This window comes from Oerskovia sp. PE-21s, assembly GCF_056158145.1.
In genome coordinates this window covers 238,095-252,996 of sequence record NZ_JBUXJM010000001.1, presented here as the reverse complement: position 1 = coordinate 252,996, position 14,902 = coordinate 238,095, and the positions used below count along the sequence as shown (strand labels likewise).

The 14,902-nt window shown below is 73.5% G+C and carries 15 protein-coding genes; 7 read left to right on the top strand and 8 right to left on the bottom strand.

What is annotated here, in order from left to right; translation table 11 throughout:
* Nucleotides 1-177: 177 nt before the first annotated feature.
* From ACZDYF_RS01080 to ACZDYF_RS01065, 4 genes are all read right to left on the bottom strand, one after another.
* Complete coding sequence (locus ACZDYF_RS01080; protein ID WP_475052005.1) at nucleotides 178-1,377, bottom strand: ABC transporter permease; 1,200 nt, start codon at nucleotides 1,375-1,377, stop codon at nucleotides 178-180.
* Nucleotides 1,371-2,207: an ABC transporter ATP-binding protein gene (locus ACZDYF_RS01075; RefSeq protein WP_475052003.1), complete on the bottom strand. Its 837-nt coding sequence runs from the start codon at nucleotides 2,205-2,207 to the stop codon at nucleotides 1,371-1,373. The genes ACZDYF_RS01080 and ACZDYF_RS01075 overlap by 7 nt, the downstream gene beginning before the upstream one ends.
* Nucleotides 2,204-3,238: a peptidoglycan-binding protein gene (locus ACZDYF_RS01070; protein ID WP_475052001.1), complete on the bottom strand. Its 1,035-nt coding sequence runs from the start codon at nucleotides 3,236-3,238 to the stop codon at nucleotides 2,204-2,206. The genes ACZDYF_RS01075 and ACZDYF_RS01070 overlap by 4 nt, the downstream gene beginning before the upstream one ends.
* A gap of 71 nt (nucleotides 3,239-3,309) precedes the next feature.
* Nucleotides 3,310-3,927: a hypothetical protein gene (locus ACZDYF_RS01065; protein WP_475051998.1), complete on the bottom strand. Its 618-nt coding sequence runs from the start codon at nucleotides 3,925-3,927 to the stop codon at nucleotides 3,310-3,312.
* 116 nt (nucleotides 3,928-4,043) lie between these two features.
* On the opposite strand from ACZDYF_RS01065, the gene ACZDYF_RS01060 reads away from it, so the two are divergent.
* Nucleotides 4,044-4,700: a response regulator transcription factor gene (locus tag ACZDYF_RS01060; RefSeq protein ID WP_191791062.1), complete on the top strand. Its 657-nt coding sequence runs from the start codon at nucleotides 4,044-4,046 to the stop codon at nucleotides 4,698-4,700.
* Nucleotides 4,697-6,070 (top strand): sensor histidine kinase, encoded by a 1,374-nt coding sequence (locus ACZDYF_RS01055; RefSeq protein ID WP_475051994.1) that lies wholly within the window; start codon nucleotides 4,697-4,699, stop codon nucleotides 6,068-6,070. Before ACZDYF_RS01060 ends, ACZDYF_RS01055 begins: the two co-directional genes overlap by 4 nt.
* Here ACZDYF_RS01055 and ACZDYF_RS01050 read toward each other — a convergent pair.
* The 3 genes from ACZDYF_RS01050 to ACZDYF_RS01040 all read right to left on the bottom strand — a co-directional run bounded on the left by ACZDYF_RS01050 (nucleotide 6,003) and on the right by ACZDYF_RS01040 (nucleotide 8,998).
* Nucleotides 6,003-7,481, bottom strand: coding sequence for an ATP-binding protein (locus tag ACZDYF_RS01050; protein ID WP_475051989.1), 1,479 nt, complete (start codon nucleotides 7,479-7,481; stop codon nucleotides 6,003-6,005). The two genes, ACZDYF_RS01055 and ACZDYF_RS01050, sit on opposite strands and share 68 nt — an antisense overlap.
* A gap of 108 nt (nucleotides 7,482-7,589) precedes the next feature.
* The gene (locus tag ACZDYF_RS01045; protein WP_475051983.1) at nucleotides 7,590-8,189 is read right to left on the bottom strand and encodes a dihydrofolate reductase; all 600 of its coding nucleotides are present in this window, start codon (nucleotides 8,187-8,189) and stop codon (nucleotides 7,590-7,592) included.
* Nucleotides 8,186-8,998, bottom strand: coding sequence for a thymidylate synthase (locus ACZDYF_RS01040; protein WP_400273806.1), 813 nt, complete (start codon nucleotides 8,996-8,998; stop codon nucleotides 8,186-8,188). The genes ACZDYF_RS01045 and ACZDYF_RS01040 overlap by 4 nt, the downstream gene beginning before the upstream one ends.
* Nucleotides 8,999-9,106: 108 nt before the next feature.
* Here ACZDYF_RS01040 and ACZDYF_RS01035 point away from each other — a divergent pair, with 108 nt between their 5' ends.
* The 3 genes from ACZDYF_RS01035 (at nucleotide 9,107) to ACZDYF_RS01025 (ending at nucleotide 11,233) form a co-directional block, all read left to right on the top strand.
* Nucleotides 9,107-9,583 (top strand): OsmC family protein, encoded by a 477-nt coding sequence (locus tag ACZDYF_RS01035; protein ID WP_191791066.1) that lies wholly within the window; start codon nucleotides 9,107-9,109, stop codon nucleotides 9,581-9,583.
* A gap of 64 nt (nucleotides 9,584-9,647) precedes the next feature.
* Complete coding sequence (locus ACZDYF_RS01030; protein WP_475051974.1) at nucleotides 9,648-10,670, top strand: hypothetical protein; 1,023 nt, start codon at nucleotides 9,648-9,650, stop codon at nucleotides 10,668-10,670.
* The gene (locus ACZDYF_RS01025; RefSeq protein WP_475051972.1) at nucleotides 10,667-11,233 is read left to right on the top strand and encodes an SRPBCC family protein; all 567 of its coding nucleotides are present in this window, start codon (nucleotides 10,667-10,669) and stop codon (nucleotides 11,231-11,233) included. Before ACZDYF_RS01030 ends, ACZDYF_RS01025 begins: the two co-directional genes overlap by 4 nt.
* 135 nt (nucleotides 11,234-11,368) lie before the next feature.
* Here ACZDYF_RS01025 and ACZDYF_RS01020 read toward each other — a convergent pair whose 3' ends face one another.
* Nucleotides 11,369-12,304 (bottom strand): PadR family transcriptional regulator, encoded by a 936-nt coding sequence (locus ACZDYF_RS01020; RefSeq protein WP_475051969.1) that lies wholly within the window; start codon nucleotides 12,302-12,304, stop codon nucleotides 11,369-11,371.
* 387 nt (nucleotides 12,305-12,691) lie between these two features.
* Between ACZDYF_RS01020 and ACZDYF_RS01015 the strand changes: the two genes are divergently transcribed.
* Both ACZDYF_RS01015 and rocD read left to right on the top strand, forming a co-directional pair.
* On the top strand, nucleotides 12,692-13,642 hold the full coding sequence (locus ACZDYF_RS01015; protein ID WP_475051963.1) for a dimethylarginine dimethylaminohydrolase family protein: 951 nt from the start codon (nucleotides 12,692-12,694) through the stop codon (nucleotides 13,640-13,642).
* Nucleotides 13,639-14,901, top strand: a complete 1,263-nt coding sequence (gene rocD / locus ACZDYF_RS01010) for an ornithine--oxo-acid transaminase (protein WP_475051956.1) — start codon at nucleotides 13,639-13,641, stop codon at nucleotides 14,899-14,901. Before ACZDYF_RS01015 ends, rocD begins: the two co-directional genes overlap by 4 nt.
* Nucleotide 14,902: the final 1 nt, after the last annotated feature.

Here is a 14,902-nt window from a genome sequence, read left to right as displayed (position 1 = left end):
GATGCCGGGCGAGGCAGGCCGCGGTCGGTGGGTCGACCCTGCTCCTTCGGGTGCCACCGGCTGCAGGCACGCTACGTCGTCGGGGGCGACGCTGCGTCGTCGTCCCACCGTGGCGCCCGGTCGTCAGGACGAGCGTGAGCCCTGGCTCACGCTCGTTCTGACGACCCGCCGGACGGGTCAGACCGCCGTGAGCGCCTCCGTGGGGGACATCCGTGCTGCCCTGACCGCGGGGTAGAGGCCCGCGACCGCGCCGATCCCGAGCGTCGCGACGAGCCCGCCCACCACGACCACGGGCGGGACGGAGACCGGCCACTCCTGCGACGTGGCGTACCCGGCCGTGATGCCGATCCCGATCAGGACCCCGGCGGCCCCGCCTATGAGCGAGAGCACCAGCGACTCCACGAGGAACTGCCCGCGGATCTGACCCCGGGTCGCGCCGAGCGAGCGGCGCAGGCCGATCTCGGCGCGTCGTTCGAGGACCGAGATGACCATGGTGTTCGCGACCCCGATCCCGCCCACGAGCAGCGCCACCGCCCCGAGCCCGACGAGCAGCCCCGTGAACGCCTCGTCGGAGGCCTGCTGGGCCGCGAGCGCGTCGGACGGGCGTGAGACGTCGACCTCGTTGGGCGCCTGCGGGTTGGCCGTGGCGCCGAGGACACCGCGGACCTGCTCGACGGCGTCCTCGCGGGTGCGCGTGTAGATCATGGTCGGCAGCTCGTCCCAGTCCAGATAGGTCACCGCGGCCTCACGGCCCACGAGCGCCCCCAGGTCCATCTCCGGAGCGAGCGGCACGGGGTCGAGGATGCCCACGACCGTGAACCACTCGCCGCCGATCCACACCTTGACGGCCGGGTCCGGCGTCGTGATCCCCAGGCGCTTCGCGGTCGTGTGCCCCAGCACGACGGCCGGGTACCGCGCCGTCGCCTCCGAGAGCCAGGCGCCGTCCGCGACCGTGCCACCGACGGACTCGAGCAGGTCGAGGTCCGCCGCGTAGACGCCGATACCTCCCGACTCGCCCGTCGGGACCAGGTCCGAGCGGTACGCCTTGGCGTCGAGCTGGGCTACCGACGTCGCGTTCTCGACCGGGGCGATCCGCCGCACCATCTCGACGGACTCGGGCGGCAGGGTCGCGGCCTCCCCGAACAGGTCGGTCCCGGGCGCGACGCGCAGGAGGTTCGTCCCGAGGGCCGTGAGCGTCCGGTCGAGCTCTGCCCTCGACGAGCTCGAGATCCCGACGACCGCGACCATCGCCGCGATGCCGATCGCGATGCCCAGGGCCGAGAGCACGGCCCGCAGCGGGCGGGTGCGCAGCCCGGTCGCGCCGACGCGCAGGATGTCGGGCGGGCCGAGGCGCGCGGGGCGCAGCGTGGTCAGCACGGTGCCTCCTCGTCGGTCGCCGTCGCCGGGACGTTCGCGAGGACGGTTCCCGCACCGCTCGGGGGCAGGGTGCCGTCCGCGACGATCTCGCCGTCGCGCATCGCGACCTGCCGGGGCAGGGAGGCTGCGAGCTCGCGGTCGTGCGTGATGATGACGACCGTCGTCCCGGCCGCGTTGAGCCCCCGCAGCACGTCCATGACGCCGGCCCCGGCGGCCGTGTCGAGCGCTCCCGTGGGTTCGTCGGCGAGGAGCAGGGGCGGGTCCCCGACGACGGCGCGCGCGATCGCGACGCGCTGCTTCTCGCCACCCGACAGCTCGTGCGGGCGGTGCGTCGACCGGTGTCCGAGCCCCACGCGCTCGAGGGCCTCGGCGGCCCGACGGCGTCGCTCGCGTCGCCCGACGCCCCGGTACAGCAGCCCGTCGGCGACGTTGTCGAGGGCCGAGACACCGACGGCGAGGTGGAACTGCTGGAAGACGAACCCGATGCGGCTCGCGCGCAGCGCGGACACCTCGCGGTCGTCGAGGTCCTCGACGAGGAAGTCGTCGATCAGGACCCGGCCCGACGTGGGCCGGTCGAGCGTCCCGATGACGTTGAGCATGGTCGACTTGCCCGAGCCCGACGGCCCCACGATCGCGAGCAGCTCGCCGCGGTGGACGTCCAGGTGGACGTCGCGCAGCGCGGCGACCCCGCCCGGGAAGACCCGGGAGACCTCGTGCAGGGTCACGACGGGCCCGCCGCCCGCGCCCGGGTCGGTGCCCGGCAAGCCGGTGGCGGTGCCCCAGGTCTGCGGGTGGGCGACGGCGTCGCGCGCTACGGCGAGCGCGCTCACGACGGCATCCCGACGACGTCGCCCTCGACCACGTCGCCCGTGATCTCGACGCTCCCGTCCGCGAACATCCCGGTTTCCACGGCCACGATCCGGCTCGTGCCGTCCTCGACGACCTCGACCCCGTACCCGCCCTCGGCGAGCGCGAGGAGCGCCGCGACGGGCACGGTGAGGACGTCGGGGCGCTCGGCCGCGACGAACGTGACCTTGACCGAGCCGGGGTCGGCGTCGGTCCCGTCGGGGAGCGTCACGGTCACGGGGATCGTGGTCTTGTCGGAGGCGCCGGGCATGCCGCTCTCGTCCTCGACGACCTCGGGACTCCCGACGGCGGAGACCACCGCTTCCGTCGTCGCACCTCCCGGCAGCTCGACCGTCACGGTGCCGCCCTCGACGGCCCGGTCGCGGTCGCTGATGTCGAGGTCGACCGAGATCGCCCGGTCGACACCCGTCGTCGTGAGGATCTCCGCGGCAGCGGCGTCGCCGACGCGCACCTTCAGGGCGTCGACCCGCACCGGCCCGGAGGCCACGAGGACGTCGGACGGACCGACCATGCCCGTCTTCTCGACGCCGCGGTCCTTCTGCCACTTCTTGACGGCCTGGGCGGTCGAGTCCGTGAACGTCGTGTCCACGGTGAAGCCCGTGTAGCCGAGGGCCACGAGGTTCTCCTCGAGCTGGCGCACGTCCTCGCCCTCGGCGCCCGTGCCCAGCTCGCGGTACACGGGCAGCGCGCCGAGCAGGAGGACGGTCGGGCGTTCGTCGACCTTGAAGAGCACTCCCCCACGGTCGACGACGTCGCCCACGCCCGGCAGCCACGTCACCGTCCCCCCGCCCTCGGCTCCGCCGGCCCCCTGGTGCCCTCGCACGACGGCCTCGCCGTGGCCGAGCGTGCCCTTGACGGTCGTGCGCTGCACGAGGGTCTGCCGGGTCACGGTCGCGGTCTCGTCGGGACCGGTCGCGGCGGGTGCCGGGTCGCCCCCGCGGCCGAAACCCGTCAGGGCCAGCACGACGCCTGCGCCGACCACCGCGGTGCCCACGACCCCGCCGACCACCAGCCCGCGGCGCCGACGCCTCGGTCCGGGTGCTCCGGGCACCGCGCTCCGGCGGCTCACTCGTCGTCTCCGGGCGCGCTCTTCTGGACGCTGAGCCCGGCGCCGGAACCGGACTCGTTGCACGCCTCGAGCGCCGCGTCGAAGGCCTCCATGTCCTCGGGCAGCTCGAGCGCACCCGTCATGCCGCCGTTCGGGTCGGGGTCGGGCATGTCCACGCCGTGCTCGCGCATGCACTTGGCGAACGCACGCTGGGTCTCCAGGTCCTCCGGGGTCATCTTCACGGGCTCGCCGCCGTTCGGCATGAACTCGCGGCAGGCCTCGAAGGCCGCGTCCATCTCGTCCACGCTGCCTGCCTCGACGGTGCCCGACGCCACCGACAGGCCTCCGTCGGTGTCGGGGTCGGGCATGTCGACGCCGTTGTCGCGCATGCAGCTCGCGAACTTGCGCGCCATGTCGTCGCGCTCTGCGTCGGTCATGTCGTCGAACGACTTCTCGTCCCCGGCCTCGGTGGTCTCCCCCTTCCCGTCGCCCGCGCTCGCGACGCCCGGGGCGTCGTCGGGCGCGCAGGCCGAGAGCGTGACCGCGAGCAGGGCGACGACGAAGGCTGCGGACGCCGACCGGCGGCGCGTCCCGGTACGGACGGCCCCGCCGGGCCGCGTCTGGTGGGTGGTCATGATGTGGTCCTCACGTCGGGGAACGGGTTCAGGAGCAGTCCACCCGACCCCCTGTGAGACCCCCGTGAGCCGCGACCTCACAGAGATCTCACAGCGCTCACCGTCATGCTCCTGGGGTGCGAGTACTGGTGGTGGAGGACGAGGAGCTCATCGCGCAGGCCGTCGCGACGGGCCTGAGACGGCTCGCGATGGCGGTCGACGTCGCTCTCGACGGGCACGAGGCCCTGGCCCGGATCGACGTGAACGCGTACGACGTCGTCGTGCTCGACCGGGACCTGCCGGGTGTCCACGGCGACGACGTGTGCCGGGCGATCGTGGCCTCGGACGGGGACTCCCGCGTCCTCATGCTCACGGCGTCAGGCGGAGTGCTGGACAGGGTGACCGGGCTCGACCTCGGCGCCGACGACTACCTCGTCAAGCCGTTCGCGTTCGCCGAGCTGAGCGCCCGCGTCCGAGCCCTGGGACGCCGCGCCCGGCCGGCCGCCCCACCCGTGCTCGAACGCTCGGGACTGCGCCTCGACACGAGCCGGCACGAGGTCTACCGCGAGGGCACGTTCGTGCACCTGTCGCGCAAGGAGTTCGGCGTCCTGGAGGAGCTGCTGCGCGCCGACGGGCGGCCCGTGTCGGCCGAGCACCTGCTCGAGAAGGTGTGGGACGAGAACATCGACCCGTTCACGGGCGTCGTCCGCTTCACCATCAAGCAGCTGCGCCGCAAGCTCGGGGAGGCGTCGCTCGTCGAGACCGTCACGGGCGTCGGGTACCGGGTCCCGTGAGGCTCCCCCGCCCCGCGCTGCGCCCGACCCTGCGGGCCCGGCTCACGGCCGTCTACGCCGTGGCGTTCGTCGTCGCGGGTGCCGTGCTCATCGCGGTCCTGTACGTCCTGCTCGCGACGGCGATCGACCGGCAGCCCGTCGACTCGGTCGGCCTCGCGGTGGGCGCGGTCGAGGCGTCCGACCTCGGTACGTACTCGACCCTCGACCCGTCGCTGACTGCCGACCTGGTCGCGGGGCAGAGCTTCCCCCTGAGCACCTCCGCGAGCACCATGGACCCGGCCGCGGCACTGTCCACCGGCTCGGACACGTTCGCGGACCTGCGCCGGGTCGTCGAGCTCAACAACCAGGAGGCCCGCGACGCCACGCTGCGCAACGTGCTCACGTGGTCGATCCTCGCGCTGCTCGGGATCGGGGTCCTCGCGGTCGGCTTCGGGTGGGTCATGTCGTCGCGCGCGCTCGCCCCGCTGCACCGGATCACGGCCACGGCCCGCCGCGTCGCGGACGACAACCTGCACGAGCGCATCGCGCACACGGGCCCCGACGACGAGCTCAAGGACCTCGCGGACACGTTCGACCAGATGCTCGAACGCCTCGACCGGGCGTTCGACGGCCAGCGACGATTCGTCTCGAACGCGTCGCACGAGCTGCGCACCCCACTGACGATCACCCGTACCGTCCTCGAGGTCGCGCTCGACGACCCCGGCACGCACGACGACGCACGCCACCTCGGGACGACGCTGCTCGCCGTGAACGCACGCCAGGAGCGCCTCATCGAAGGCCTTCTGACGCTCGCCGCCGTCGACCAGACGCCGCTCGTCCCCGAGCCCGTCGACCTCTCCGAGATCGCCGCACAGGCCGTCGCGACCGCGGGGGCCGCGGCCCGCGAAGCCGGCGTCGACCTGCACCTCGACGCCGAGCCGACCCCGACGCAGGGCGACGCGGTCCTGCTCGAACGCCTCGTCCAGAACCTCGTGGACAACGCCGTGCGCTACAACGAGCCGGGCGGCCGCGTAGCCGTCGCGACACGTCCCGGACCGGACGGCTCGGCCGAGGTCGCGGTGTCCAACACGGGACCGGTCGTGCCGTCCTACGAGGTCGAGGCGCTGTTCGAGCCGTTCCGGCGGCTCGGCCGCGACGGCGCCGTGGCGGACCGGCGGGGCGGCTACGTGCGCGGCGGCGTCGGGCTGGGGCTGTCGATCGTGCGCTCGGTCGCGGCCGCGCACGACGGTCAGGTCACGGCCGAACCCCGCGAGGGCGGTGGGCTCACGGTCGTCGCGCGGCTGCCGGGTGTGAGGGGACCCGTCAGCCCGGCATCGGCACCGGCACGTCCGAACCGCCCTCGACCGTCCGCCGCGCTCCCATCTGGATGATCGCCGGGGCCGGCACGAACCCGCCCGCGACGAGCGCTTCTCCCTGCTGGAAGTAGGGCGTGGCCGCGAGGAGCTCGGGCGGCGCGAAGCCGAAGACGGACTCGAGCTCGGCCACGTCCGCGGGCGAGCTCATGCGCATGACGATCACGTTGTCGCACTGCGAGAGCACGTTGGGGTGGATCTTGGAGGGCCGCTGGGTCGACAGCAGCAGCCACAGCCCGAACTTGCGGCCCTCGGCCGCGATCTGGATCACGCGCTCGGTCGTGAGCCGCTGGAGCTGGGTCACCGGCTCGGCCGAGACCACGTTGTGGGCCTCGTCGATCACGACGAGGCGGGGCGACCGGGACTCACGGTCCGCCCACAGGTCGTCGAGCAGCGCGAGCGAGACCGCGAGCTGCTCCTCGTGCGTGTGCAGGCTGCCGAGGTCCACGACGACCGCACGCGGGCCCTCGTCGAGCACCTCGCTGACCGACTGCCCCACCCTCGCCCACACGTCCCACTCCAGGATGCCGAGGTTCTCGATCCGTTGCGCGAGGGCCAGCGCGTCCGGCTCCTCGCTCGCCCGCAGCGCCCGCGGGATGGACCGCGGGTCGATCGTGCCGTCCTCGGCGATCTCGCGGGCGACCGCGGCCGCCGGGTCGATCGCGCCGGAGGTCGTGCCCTGACCGGTCGCGCTCTCGAGCATCCGCAGGAACGTGTTGTACTCGCCGCGGTCCGTGAGCGGGTCGAGCTGGAGCACGGCCGCCTGGCTCGCAGCCGTCATCGCGGTCAGCCGCGCGCTCACGGGGTGGTGCTCGCCGTCGTTGCGCAGGACGCGCACGTCGAGCTCGCGCAGGCGAGCGGCGTCCTCGGCCGAGGCGGACGAGAGCAGCTCGCCGATCCGCACGAAGTCGGAGTTCGGGTCGAGGATGACCATGGGCAGGTCGGTGTCGATGAGGAGCTGTTCGAGGAGCACCCCGAGCGCGTACGTCTTGCCCGAGCCCGACTGCCCGCACAGGAACGTGTGCCGGTTGAAGCGCAACGGCTGGAGCAGGGCGTCGACGTGCCCGCGGCTGTGGTGCAGCTCGCCGATGCGCAGGGTCGCGCGCTCGCGCGCCTGGAGCGCCTCCAGGACGCCCGCCCCGGCGGGCGTGAGGTCGCGCGAGGTGAAGGGGTCACCCCCGGACCCGGCCACCGTGCCGTCCGGCCGCAGCTCCCCGAGGACCCGCCCGTGCCCGACGGCGTCGCCCCTCTCGGTCGCGCGCGTCAGGATCTGCCCCATCACCAGGGCGTCGCCGGGGTGCTCGGCCGTCTCGGGGAACGTGACGCCGATCGTCACGAAGTCCCCCGGCCCGATGCTCGACTCCCTCGGCAGGCGGTACGTGAACCGGCGTCCGTCGAAGGACTCGGCGAGCGTGGTCTCGGTCGTCATGCGGGGCCTCCGGGGTCGCAGGTCGCGGTGCACGACAAGGATCGACCCGCACGCCCGGAAGCGCACCCGCAGGCGAGGAAGCGGCCGGGTTGGTCCGGCCCGCCCCGGCTAGGGCCGTCGCTCGTACGTGCGGAACCGGAACCTGACGCCGTCGGCCGAGGCCTGCCATCCGTCCCCGTCCGTGCCGGGATCGCCCGCCGCGCCGCCCGCGAGCGCCCAGTCACCGTCCGGACCGGCCCCGAGCGCGGGCGCGAAGGCGTCGCCCTCCACCACGAGGTCGATCTCGGTGACCACGCAGCGGTCCGCGAGCGGCAGGGTCGCGGCGTACACCTGCGCGCCACCCATGACCCAGACCTGCCCCGAGCCCGACTCCTCGGCGGCCGCCGACGCGAGCGCCAGCCCCTCCTCGACGGACGGGGCGACCACGATGCCGGTGCCGGTTCCGCCCGGGTGCGCGGCGCCGTCGGGCACCCAGCCCTCCTGGCGCGTGACGACCACGTTGAGCCGTCCCGGCAAGGGACGGAAGCGCGGCGGGAGCGAGTCCCACGTGACCCGACCCATGAGGACCGGGTGACCCGTGGTGACGCGGCGGAAGTGCGCCAGGTCCTCGGGCAGGTGCCACGGCATCCCGCCGCGGGCACCGATCACGGGACGGCCCGCGGCGTCGCGCGCCTGGGCCCAGACCAGCCCGAGCGCCGGACGGCTCACACCGCCACCGGCGCCTTGATCGTCGGGTGGTGCTGGTAGCCCACGACCTCGACGTCCTCGTACGTGTAGTCGAACAACGAGTCGCGCGGAGCCAGGCGCAGCGTCGGGGCCGGATAGGCCTCACGGCTGAGCTGCTCGCGCACCTGCTCGACGTGGTTGTCGTAGATGTGGCAGTCGCCGCCCGTCCACACGAAGTCGCCGACCTCGAGCCCTGACTGCGCCGCGACCATGTGCGTGAGCAGCGCGTAGGAGGCGATGTTGAACGGGACGCCCAGGAACAGGTCCGCGCTGCGCTGGTAGAGCTGGCACGAGAGCCTGCCGTCGGCCACGTAGAACTGGAACATCATGTGACAGGGTGGCAGCGCCATGCCCCCGAGCTCGCCCACGTTCCACGCCGAGACGATCATGCGGCGCGAGTCCGGGTCGGTGCGCAGGGTCTCGAGGACCTGGCTGACCTGGTCGACGTGCTGGCCGTCGGGCGTGGGCCACGAGCGCCACTGGACGCCGTAGACGGGGCCGAGCTCGCCGTCCTCGTCGGCCCACTCGTCCCAGATCTTCACGCCGTTCTCCTGGAGCCAGCGCACGTTCGAGTCGCCGCGCAGGAACCACAGCAGCTCGTAGACGATCGACTTCAGGTGCACGCGCTTGGTCGTCACGAGCGGGAAGCCCTGCGACAGGTCAAAGCGCATCTGGTGGCCGAAGACGCTGCGCGTCCCCGTCCCCGTGCGGTCCGACTTGTGCGTCCCGGTCTCCAGGACGAGCCGGAGAAGGTCCTCGTAGGGCGTGGGAATCGGCTGCTGCTCAGGCATGTTGCGAGTGTAGGCAACCCGATCACCGCGGCGCGCTCCGGACCACCGGGCGTCCTGCGGTCCGAGCACCCGGATCGGCACGACCCCGAGGATGGGAAGATCAGCAGCATGACGAACCCCACAGCCGCCGAAGAGATCCCCGCGTCGTCCCCGTCACCGACGGACGCCCTGTGGGTCGAGCGCACCGGCACCCGCACGTACACCGGCTTCTCGGCGCGCGGTGCGAGCGTGTCGATCGGCCCCGCGAGCGCGGGGGCGGTCTTCACGCCCGGCGAGCTCCTCAAGATCGCGCTGGCCGCGTGCGCGGGCATGAGCAGCGACGCACCGTTCGCACGCCGCCTGGGCGACGACTACGAGGTCACGATCCGCGTCGACGGCGCCAAGGACATGGCCGAGGACCGCTACACGGCCATCACAGAACACTTCGAGATCGACCTGACGGGCCTCGAGGACGACGCTCGCGAGCGTCTCCTCAAGGTCGCGGACCGCGCGATCGAGACCACGTGCACCGTGGGGCGAACGGTCAAGAACGGTGCGACAGTGGAGCACACCTTCGGCCCGGTCGTGGGTGCGGTCGGCGAGTGATCGCCGCCTGACCCCGCGGCCACGGGTCGTGGGGTCACCAGGAGCCACAGGAGGGAGTCGTCCGATGGGTCGCAAGAAGAAGGACACCGACGCCCAGATGGCCGTCTGGGGAACGTCGGACAGCGTACGACCCGTGCCGCAGCCGCACACGCGCCTGACGGCCGTCCAGGACGTCCCCGAGGGGGCGCCGACCGACGACTGGGGAGACCTGCGCGGCACACCCCTGCTCGACGCCGCCCTGGACAAGGCGGTCACCATCCCGTCGTCGGCCATCCATGCGCACGTCGACGGCCTGCGCCGCCGCAACCCGCACGCGACCCCCGCGCAGATCATCGGCATCCTCGAGCGCGAGTACCTCATGGTCATCGGGACGGCCGGCGGCGCGGTGGGGGCGGCCGCGGCCTTCCCTGCCGTCGGCACGGGCGTGGGCATCGCGCTGACCGCGAGCGACGTCGTGACGTACTTCGGGTCCTCGGCGGCGTTCTCGCTCGCGGTCGCGGACGTGTACGGCTTCGAGGTCGACGACGCCGCGCGCCGCCGCGCCCTCCTCCTCGCGTCGGTCCTCGGGGACAAGGGATCGCAGCAGGTCGAGAAGGCTGTGGGCGGGTCCGCCATGGCCTGGGGCAAGGTCCTCATGACGAGCATGCCGTCGAGCACGATCAAGCAGGTCAACAAGGCCCTGACCAACAAGTTCCTGCGCACGCAGATGGTCAAGCACGGCGGCCTCGCGATCGGGCGGCTCGTGCCGTTCGGCGTGGGTGCGGTCGTGGGGGTCGCGGGATCGCGGGCCCTCGGCAAGACCGTGATCAGTCAGACGAGGCGGGCCTTCGGTCCGCCGCCCCTGGGGTTCCGGCCCGTGCTGGAGGTCGTCGAGGTGCCCGACGGCTCCGCTCCCCCGCTGCTCGTCCCCGCACCTACCGACCGGTTCGGCATCGTCGACGCCCCGGTGTCCGGTGCGGGACCGGGAGTGGTCGACGAGGTCGCCGAGCGAGCCGCCGCACGACGGGCCGGAGGCAGGACCGGGGCGGACGGCCCGCCACGGGGCATCCGGTCGGTGCGGTGGCGCCGCCCCAAGAAGTCCTCGTGACGCCTGGGGACCAGGCGGGGGTTCGCACCCCCGGCCGCGTCGAGCTCACGCACGTGCTCCCGATCAGCGCCGAGCGCGCGTTCGCGCTCGTCGCGGACGTACGGACGCACCCGCGGTGGGTGCCGCTCAGCCGCGGTGTGTTCCACGGGGCCGGTGGCTCACCGGTGCCTGCGACGACCTGGCGGCCCGGGGTCGGGGCCGAGTTCACGATGGTCTCGGGACCGTTCGCCCCGCAGGGTGCGCCGGGCTTCCCCGACCGGATGCGGATCACGCGGTGGGAGCCGCCGGGGGCCGAGGGACAGGCAGGTCGCGCGACCTACCTGAAGCTCGGGCCGGCGCTGCTCGGGGAGGCGGGGATCGTCGTCGTGCCCCTCGCCGGCCATCACCTGCCCGCCGCGTCGCCGCACGAGCCGGTCGCCCGGTGCGCCGTGACCTGGTGGGAGGACGTGTACCTCGCCGGCCCGCTGCCCAGGGCCGTGACGGCCCCGTTCGCCGCGCGCGTGCTGGACCTCATGATCCGGCTGTCGCTGCGCCGTCTGGACCGGATCGTGGCCCGGGGCTGAGGCTGAGGCCGAGCCCCTCCACGGTGCCGGTGCCGGTGCCGGTGCCCAGCATGCGGTTGGCGTCGGCCGAACATGCGGTTGGCGTCGGAATCCGACTGGATTCCGACGCCAACCGCATGTTCGGCACCGTGGGGGTCAGGCCTCCGGGGTCGGGGACTCCGGGGTCGGCGGCGTCTCGGCCGCCGGTGCCTGCGACTCGGGCGTCTCGGCCGGGCCCGCGAGGATCAGGTAGAGCTCGCGGCGCGTGCGCTCGAGGAGCGCCACGGCCTGGGCCGTCTGCTCGTCCGAACCGGACCGCGCGACCTGCCGGAGCGCCTCGGCGACCTGCTGGAGCGCGCCGCGGAGCTGACGGGCCGGGCGGACACCGCCGTCGGCGGCATCCTGCCACGGCGTGCCGAGCTCGTCGGCGTGCTCGGTGACATAGGTGCGACCGTCGTCGGTGAGGCTCGCGAGCTTGCGCCCGCCCTCGGCCGTGATGGTCACGAGGCCCTCGTCCTCGAGCAGGCTCAGCGCCGGGTAGATCGCCCCGGGGCTCGGCCGCCACGCACCCGAGGTGCGCTCGCCGATCTCCTGGATGACCTGGTAGCCGTGCATGGGCTGCTCAGCGAGGAGGAGCAGGACAGCGGCACGGATGTCGCCGCGTCCGGCACGACCGCCCGGTCCACGACCGCCGGGGCCACGGTGTCCGCGACCGCGCCCGCCACCGGGGCCACCTCCCGGACCGCCGCGGTGCCCGCGGGGGCCGCGGCCCTCGAAGCGGTCGTCGAACCGCTCGTCGTGGCCGTGGTGACCTGGGTGGTCGTGATGACCGTCGTGGTGCCCGTCGAGACGGCCGGAACCGTCAGGACGACCGGAGCCGTCGGGACGGCCGGTGCCGTCAGGACGACCGCCTCGACGGCCGCGCGGGGCACCGGGGAAGTCGCCCCCAACGTCGGGTCCGAAGCCCTCGGGCTGGGGGAAGTCGTCGCGTCGGCGACGGGGTCGGCCCCCGGAGGGGTCGAAGATGCCTGCGCGGCCGGAGCGGTCGCGGGGCGGGCGGGAAGCATCTGGGTGCTGGTGGGGGGTACGCATGGGGTGTCTCCTGACGAGTCCGTCTGTCTGTGGGTGCCCCTCCGCAGGGGCGGGCCGAGCGATGGCTCGGGGGCGGGTGCGGGCGGGTTCTCGTCGGTGTCTCCGACGGGCCCTCGGCCTGGCATCCGGGTCCTCGACGCCGTGCGGTCTGTCCGCACTCTCCGCGTCGATGAGTTAAAGATATATCGTTGACGTATCGATAGTCAACCCCGGATCTCGATCAGGTCGCGGAGGCCGCGCGAGATACCGTCCAGGTCGTACAGTGACGGGAAGGCCCGGCGGCGCTCGCACCCCGGGACCGGCAGTCGCTCAGCAGTCACCGTGCAACGACGCACACCCCGCACCGTCGCACGTCCCACGCCCGCACCGGACCAGACAGAGGCGCAGATGACGACCAGCACCCCGGGACCCACGCAGGTCCCCCGGCACTACCTGATGTGCCGCCCCACGTACTTCACGGTCAGCTACGAGATCAACCCGTGGATGGACCGCGCGCTGCCGGTCGACACCGCGCTCGCCGTCTCCCAGTGGGAGCGCCTGCGCGACGTCTTCCTCGACCTCGGGCACCGCGTCGAGCAGATCGACCCCGAGCCCGGCCTGCCCGACATGGTCTACGCGGCCAACGGCGCGACCGTCGTCGACGGCCTCGTCTACTCGGCGCTGTTCCGCCACCCCGAGCGCGCCCCCGAGGGGCCGGCCTACCTCAAGTGGTTCGCCGACCGCGGGTACGTGACCCACTCGGCCGACCACGTCAACGAGGGCGAGGGCGACCTCCTCGTCGCGGGCGACGTCGTCCTCGCCGGCACGGGGTTCCGCACCGAGCGCAGCGCGCACCAGGAGGCCGCGAGCCTCTGGGACCGCGAGGTCGTCACGCTCGAGCTCGTCGACCCGCGCTTCTACCACCTCGACACCGCGCTCGTCGTCCTGCGCGGCAGCGAGGGTGCTCCACGCGTCGCGCCGAGCGGTACGCCGCCGCCGTTCCTCACGCCCCAGCCCGACGGCGCCGCTCACCCCGCCGACCCACCGCGCCCCGGTGCGCCCCGCCCCGCAGCCGACGCGACCGTGGACCTCGCGTACTACCCGCCGGCCTTCTCGCCCGCGTCCCAGGAGCTCCTGGCCGAGCGGTTCCCCGACGCGCACCACGCGACCGAGGCCGACGCGCTGGTGCTCGGGCTCAACGCCGTGAGCGACGGTCTCCACGTGGTCCACTCCCCCGCCGCGACCCACTTCGCCGGAGCGCTCTCGGAGCGCGGCTACGAGACGATCGCCGTGGACACCTCCGAGCTCCTGCGCGGCGGTGGCGGCGCCAAGTGCTGCACGCTGGAGATCCGCTCATGAGCACGGTCCAGCCGATCGACGTGGAGGCCTCGTCCCGCGCGACCGACCACCTCGCGCACAACTACCACCCGTTGCCCGTGACGGTCGCGACGGGCGAGGGCGCCTGGGTCACCGACGTCGACGGTCGGCGCTACCTCGACCTGCTCGCCGGGTACTCGGCGCTGAACTTCGGGCACCGCCACCCCGCGCTGATCGAGGCGGCGACCGAGCAGCTCGGACGCGTGACCCTGACCTCGCGTGCTTTCGACCACGACCTGCTGCACCCGTTCGCGGACCGTCTGACGCGACTCGTCGGTCCGCTGGTCAAGGGCGGCGGCCCGGGCGCGACCCCGATGATGGTCCCCATGAACACCGGCGCCGAGGCCGTCGAGACCGCGATCAAGATCGCCCGCAAGTGGGGCTACGAGGTCAAGGGCGTGCCGGCCGGGCGGGCGAGCATCGTCGTCGGGCGCGGGAACTTCCACGGGCGCACCACGACGATCGTGTCGTTCTCCGACGACCCCGACGCGCGCGACGGCTACGACCCGTTCACGCCCGGGTTCCGCCTCGTGCCCTACGGCGACGCGCAAGCCGTGGCCGACGCGATCGACGAGACCACCGTGGCCGTCCTCATGGAACCGATCCAGGGGGAGTCCGGCGTCGTCGTGCCCCCGGACGACTACTGGCCGACCCTGCGCCGCGTGTGCGACGAGCGTGGCGTCCTGCTGATCGCGGACGAGATCCAGTCCGGGCTCGGCCGGACCGGGACCACGCTCGCGTGCGAGCTCTGGGACGTGACGCCGGACCTCGTGACGCTCGGCAAGGCTCTCGGCGGGGGCGTCGTGCCCGTGTCGGCGGTCGTCGGCAGCAGCGACGTCCTGGGCGTCCTGACACCCGGGACCCACGGGTCGACGTTCGGCGGCAACCCGCTCGCGTGCGCGGTGGGCCTCGCGGTCGTCGGCCTCCTCGAGACGGGCGAGCACCAGGCGCGCGCCCGCGACCTGGGGGCGCACCTGCACGCACGGCTCGCGAGCCTGGTCGATGACGGGCTGCTGACCGGTGTCCGAGGCGTCGGGCTGTGGGCGGGGATCGACCTCGACCCGGCCCGTGGGACGGGCCGGGACCTGTGCGAAGCGCTGCTCGCGCGGGGCGTCCTGGCCAAGGACACGCACGGCTCGACCATCCGCCTCGCACCCCCGCTCGTGATCGACCGTCCAGACCTCGACCTCGGGATGGCCGCTCTGCGTGACGCACTGACGCAGCTCGCCGCAGATCGGTAGA

Bases quoted from the DNA above. Each gene is read 5' to 3' on its own strand.
- ACZDYF_RS01065 (WP_475051998.1), bottom strand. From the start codon at position 3,927: ATGACCACCCACCAGACGCGGCCCGGCGGGGCCGTCCGTACCGGGACG.
- ACZDYF_RS01050 (WP_475051989.1), bottom strand. From the start codon at position 7,481: ATGACGACCGAGACCACGCTCGCCGAGTCCTTCGACGGACGCCGGTTC.
- ACZDYF_RS01040 (WP_400273806.1), bottom strand. From the start codon at position 8,998: ATGCCTGAGCAGCAGCCGATTCCCACGCCCTACGAGGACCTTCTCCGG.
- ACZDYF_RS01035 (WP_191791066.1), top strand. From the start codon at position 9,107: ATGACGAACCCCACAGCCGCCGAAGAGATCCCCGCGTCGTCCCCGTCA.
- ACZDYF_RS01030 (WP_475051974.1), top strand. From the start codon at position 9,648: ATGGGTCGCAAGAAGAAGGACACCGACGCCCAGATGGCCGTCTGGGGA.
- ACZDYF_RS01020 (WP_475051969.1), bottom strand. From the start codon at position 12,304: ATGCGTACCCCCCACCAGCACCCAGATGCTTCCCGCCCGCCCCGCGAC.
- ACZDYF_RS01015 (WP_475051963.1), top strand. From the start codon at position 12,692: ATGACGACCAGCACCCCGGGACCCACGCAGGTCCCCCGGCACTACCTG.
- rocD (WP_475051956.1), top strand. From the start codon at position 13,639: ATGAGCACGGTCCAGCCGATCGACGTGGAGGCCTCGTCCCGCGCGACC.